Origin of the sequence: Clostridiisalibacter paucivorans DSM 22131 (assembly GCF_000620125.1) — a bacterium.
GTDB lineage: Bacteria > Bacillota > Clostridia > Tissierellales > Clostridiisalibacteraceae > Clostridiisalibacter > Clostridiisalibacter paucivorans.
On record NZ_JHVL01000081.1, the window covers coordinates 1 to 4,925 of the forward strand.

Consider the following 4,925-nt stretch of genomic DNA (forward strand, 5'->3'; position numbering starts at 1 on the left):
AACAGCCTCTATTCCATTTAGGAAATGCGCTGTAACCAATGGAAGAAGGGCAATACAGAAAATGCTAGGTGATAGATGTGCAAGTAACCTAAAGCTAAGCTTTTAAAGATATCGTTTCTAATAATATTAAATACAGGATATCTATGCCCTAACGGTCAGTAATGAGGATATAAAATTGAAATATAACAATGTCTAAAATAATTTCGCCCTAACGGGTGTTAAATACATAAATTTAAAACCTAAAAATCAATAGTTATTGGATGATTAAATCTAAAGAAAAATAATTGCCAACTATTACTTGACAGTAACCCGAAAATAAAAGATATTGAAAAATATTAAAAAAATGTTATAATAATTAAATGAATGTAATAAATCCAACTATAGTATTTTAAGGAGTAGAAATTGGAAAAAATATTTACGAAAAAAATGAATGTGTTTTTAATAGCATTGTTATGTATGGCATTATGGGGCAGTGCATTTCCTGTACTCAAAATAAGTTATGAAGAACTACAGATAGCCACAGAAGATATATTTTCAAAACTATATTTTGCAGGGATTAGATTTTTTATAGCTTCTATTTTAGTTTTTACGGCTACTAGATTAATATTTAAAGTTAAAATAGATATAAATAAAAAGAATATAGGACCCATAGTATTATTGGGAATAATGCAGACAACCCTTCAGTATTTTTTCTTTTATATAGGAGTAGCAAATACTTCGGGGATAAAAAGTGCCATATTACAAGCCAGTGGGACTTTTTTTACAGTTATTATAGCACATTTTGTCTATAGTGACGATAGGATAGATTTTAAAAAGATATTAAGTCTTATACTGGGATTTGGAGGGATAATAGTAGTAAATATAGGAAAGGACTTTAATGGTAGTTTCAAGTTGTTAGGTGAGGGTTTTTTATTATCTGCTGCATTAGTTAGTACAACTGCTACTATATATGTGAAGTTTATATCTAGAGACATAAATCCTATGATACTAACAGGAGGACAGATGTTTATAGGGTCTTGTATATTGTTGATTGTTGGAAAAATAGGAATGTTTGAAAATACTATTGTATTCAATAAATTTACTGGAGGACTATTAATATATGCTGCATTTCTTTCTGCCACTGCATTTTTATTATGGTATACATTATTAAAGTATAATAAACCAGGTCAAATAAGTATATATAGATTGTTTATACCTATTTTTGGTTCTATGCTTTCAGCAATATTCATACCAAATGAGGTATTGAATTTAAAGTTGCTGATGGGATTATTGTTGGTAGTGTTAGGTATAGTAGTGCTAAATATAGATAAAAAAGAGGTATAGTAGTTAATTGAAATTCATCACATTAAAGTGATAATGTGCAATAGTCTGAAGGTCATATATTATGCTTATAAATATATAATAAATTTTAAGGAGGGAATTATGGAAAAGGAAAGGATTGTGGAATTATCTAAAAAATATTACGACAGATATGTGGAATTAAGGCATGAGATACATATGTATCCAGAGACTGCCTTTGAAGAGGAAAGAACTGCTAAACTAGTGGCAAATGAGCTGGAAAAATTAGGAATAGAAGTCTATAGAAATATTGGAAAAACAGGAGTATTAGGCATAATTAGAGGAAAATATCCAGGACATACAGTACTCCTTAGGGCAGATATGGATGCATTGGATATACAAGAAGAAGCAGATGTCCCATATAGATCTAAAGTTAAAGGTAAAATGCATGCCTGTGGTCATGATGGCCATACTGCAGGGCTTTTGGGGGCGGCTATGATACTGAATGAATTAAAGGATGAAATACATGGAAATATAAAATTAGTATTTCAGCCCGCAGAGGAAGATTCTGGAGGGGCAAAACCTATGATTGATGAAGGAATCTTGGAAAATCCTAAAGTAGATGTTGCATTTGGATGCCATTTGTGGGGGGATATTAAAGAAGGAAATATAATGGTTAAATATGGTCCTATGATGGCTGCACCAGACAAATTTATTATTAAAGTTATAGGAAAAGGTGGACATGCATCTATGCCTCACAAGACTATAGATCCCATAACTATATCGGCACAAGTAATAAATAGTATGCAGACTATAGTAAGTAGAAAGGTTAGTCCCCTTAAATCAGCTGTTATATCCTTTGGATCTATAAATGGAGGGTTGGCACATAATGTTATTCCCAATGTAATTGAAATGAGTGGAACAGTTCGTACATTTGATGATGATCTAAGAAAATGGATACCTGAAGCAATGGAAAAGACATTAAAGGGTATTGTAGAGTTAAATGATGCATCCTATGAATTTGATTATATAGAGCATTTTCCACCCCTTATAAATAATGATGAAATGACAGATTTGGTATCTCAATCTGTATCAAAGGTTGTTGGAGAAGAAAACATAATAATAGGGAATGAACCCAATATGGGTGGAGAAGATTTTGCGTATTTTGCTCAAGCTGTACCATCTTGTTTCTTTTTTGTAGGTATTGCACCAGATGAAGATAATCCAATTCCCCATCACCATCCTCATTTTGCTTGGGATGATAAGAATCTATTGGTATCTTCTCAATCATTAGCCATGATTGCATTGGATTATCTAGAAAAAAATATATAAGGAGTGAGTATATGTCAGAAAAAGGAAAGAGTCAGGCATTGAAAAAGAAGCCAGACATTATGGAAAGAATTTTGAATGCTGTAGAAACTTTTGGAAACAAACTTCCAGATCCAGTAACACTATTTATGTTTTTATGTATAATCGTACTTATATTATCATGGATATTTTCTAATATGGGAGTTAGTGTTGTACATCCATTAACAAAGGAAACTGTTCCAGCAGTAAATTTATTGACCAAAGAAGGATTACAAACCATAGTCAAAAATATAGTAAATAACTTTCAAGGATTTCCTCCATTGGGATTAGTTTTAGTGGTTATGATAGGTGCAGGAGTAGCTGAAAAATCAGGTTTGATGGAGTCAGCTATGAAAAATTCTGTTGCCAAGGTTTCTCCAAGATTAGTTACTATGGTTATATTATTTATGGGTATGTTGGCAAATGCAGCGGGAGATGCAGGATTTGTAGTATTGCCTCCATTAGCTGCAACAGTATTTTTAGCAACGGGAAGACATCCTCTAGTAGGTATGTTTGCAGCCTTTGCTGGAGTTGCTGGAGGTTTCTGTGCAAATCTAATTGTAAATATGTCTGATGTATTGGCAGCTAGTTTTACTATACCAGCAGCTCAATTGGTAGATGCTAGTTATCAAGGTACACCAGCTATGAACTATTATTTTATTATAACCTCTACAGTTTTGTTAGTGGGTATGGGATTATTTGTAACAGAAAAAATAGTAGAGCCTAGATTTAAAAAATATAGTGGCAGCACAGAGACAGCAGAAAAAGTAGAACTCAATGATAAGGAGAGAAAGGCACTAAAATGGTCAGGTATATCAGCAGTTATATTAATAGGTATTGTAATTGCTCTATCTGTGGGTGAAGGAGCATTCTTCAAAGATCCAGAGACTAATTCAGTACTACCATATAAATCTCCGTTAATGCAAGGGATAGTACCCCTTATAACGGTATTGTTTTTGGTGCCTGGATACATATATGGTAAAATAACAGGAAGTATAAAAAATGATAAGGAAGCTATAGCTATGATGGGGAAATCTATGAGTGATATGGGCCCATATATAGTATTGGCATTTGCTGCATCTCAATTTCTATATTTCTTTAATTCCAGTAATTTAGGTATAATAATATCGGTTAAAGGTGCTAATTTTTTAAAAGATATTGGAGCTACAGGGCCAGGTCTATTGATTGGATTTATATTAATTAGTTCATTGATAAATATATTTGTTGGAAGTGCATCGGCGAAATGGGCCATAATGGCGCCTATATTTGTGCCCATGTTTATGATTTTAGAATATGATCCAGCATTGACTCAAGTTGCATATAGAATAGGAGATTCTATAACTAACCCGATAAGTCCTTTCTTTCCGTATTTTCCAATTTTATTGGCATTTGCAAAGAGATACGATAAGGATGCAGGTTTGGGTACAATGATAGCCAATATGATACCCTATTCTGTAGCATTTTTCATATTCTGGTCTGTATTACTGCTTATATTTATTATATTTGATTTACCATTGGGACCAGGAGCAGGAATTCACTATGTATTACCCTAGAGATTTAATGTAGAATATATTTGAAAAAGGCATGAAAGTAGTTCGTAGGTATAAGTTAGTAGTTGATAACTACTAACTTATTTTATGTGTTATAGGATTGTCAATAAAAGAATGGACAAGTAGTATATAGATATAATATAATAGGATTCACAATGAATTTTAAATATCTTGATATAGGTTCAAAATTTTTCACATTTTGATTAAAAGGGAAGCAAGTTAGATTCTTGCACGGTCCCGCCGCTGTGATAGTGAGATGTAACTTTTATGCCACTGGTAAACTGGGAAGGCTGTTACATTGATGAGCTAGAGTCAGAAGACCTGCCTGTATATAAGCACTGTTAACTCTACGGAAGATAGGGAGGTGTGGTCTATAAAATTTAAGTAGCCCATTTTTAACCTCTTAACTTAATTGTTGAGGGGTTTTATTATTTAAAAATATAAAGCAACCTGGTAATATGTCAAGGAGAATTTTTAAAAGAAAATAAAAGAAGTGATTAAAAAAGGGCAACTTTAATAGAACCTAGGTTTTTTAGCAAAAAAAACAGGTTTAATTTAAGAGCATATTTTATTGAATCTCCCCAACTTTATCATTGGAGTAGATTTGATTTTTAGTCAGCAAGCTAAAAATCAGGCGTACTAATTTACGAGATGTTAGCGCGAGTGCTCTTTTGTGTTGATGGGTCTTAACTTCACTAAATTTTTTGTAGTAATACTCTTTGTAGTCTGGAACAAGATTTTTTACACTGT

Annotated in this window: 3 protein-coding genes, 1 pseudogene and 1 riboswitch; of the genes and pseudogenes, 3 read left to right on the forward strand and 1 reads right to left on the reverse strand. The window is 32.5% G+C overall.

The genetic code is table 11. The features are described from left to right. The first annotated feature begins 402 nt into the window (after nt 1-402). The 3 genes from Q326_RS0114700 to Q326_RS0114710 all read left to right on the forward strand — a co-directional run bounded on the left by Q326_RS0114700 (nt 403) and on the right by Q326_RS0114710 (nt 4,178). Entirely contained in the window at nt 403-1,323 is a 921-nt protein-coding gene (locus tag Q326_RS0114700; RefSeq protein ID WP_026896049.1) for a DMT family transporter, read from the forward strand. Between the two features lie 99 nt (nt 1,324-1,422). After that, on the forward strand, nt 1,423-2,610 hold the full coding sequence (locus Q326_RS0114705) for a M20 metallopeptidase family protein (protein WP_026896050.1): 1,188 nt from the start codon (nt 1,423-1,425) through the stop codon (nt 2,608-2,610). 11 nt (nt 2,611-2,621) lie between these two features. Continuing rightward, entirely contained in the window at nt 2,622-4,178 is a 1,557-nt protein-coding gene (locus Q326_RS0114710; RefSeq protein ID WP_034602512.1) for an AbgT family transporter, read from the forward strand. A 158-nt stretch (nt 4,179-4,336) separates the two neighbouring features. Further along, a riboswitch (cobalamin riboswitch) is annotated at nt 4,337-4,518 on the forward strand. Nucleotides 4,519-4,743: 225 nt separating this feature from the next. Here Q326_RS0114710 and Q326_RS18825 read toward each other — a convergent pair. Beyond that, nucleotides 4,744-4,925, reverse strand: a pseudogene (locus Q326_RS18825) (IS110 family transposase); the annotation flags it as partial.

Bases quoted from the DNA above. Each gene is read 5' to 3' on its own strand.
- Q326_RS0114710 (WP_034602512.1), top strand. From the start codon at position 2,622: ATGTCAGAAAAAGGAAAGAGTCAGGCATTGAAAAAGAAGCCAGACATT.
- Q326_RS0114705 (WP_026896050.1), top strand. From the start codon at position 1,423: ATGGAAAAGGAAAGGATTGTGGAATTATCTAAAAAATATTACGACAGA.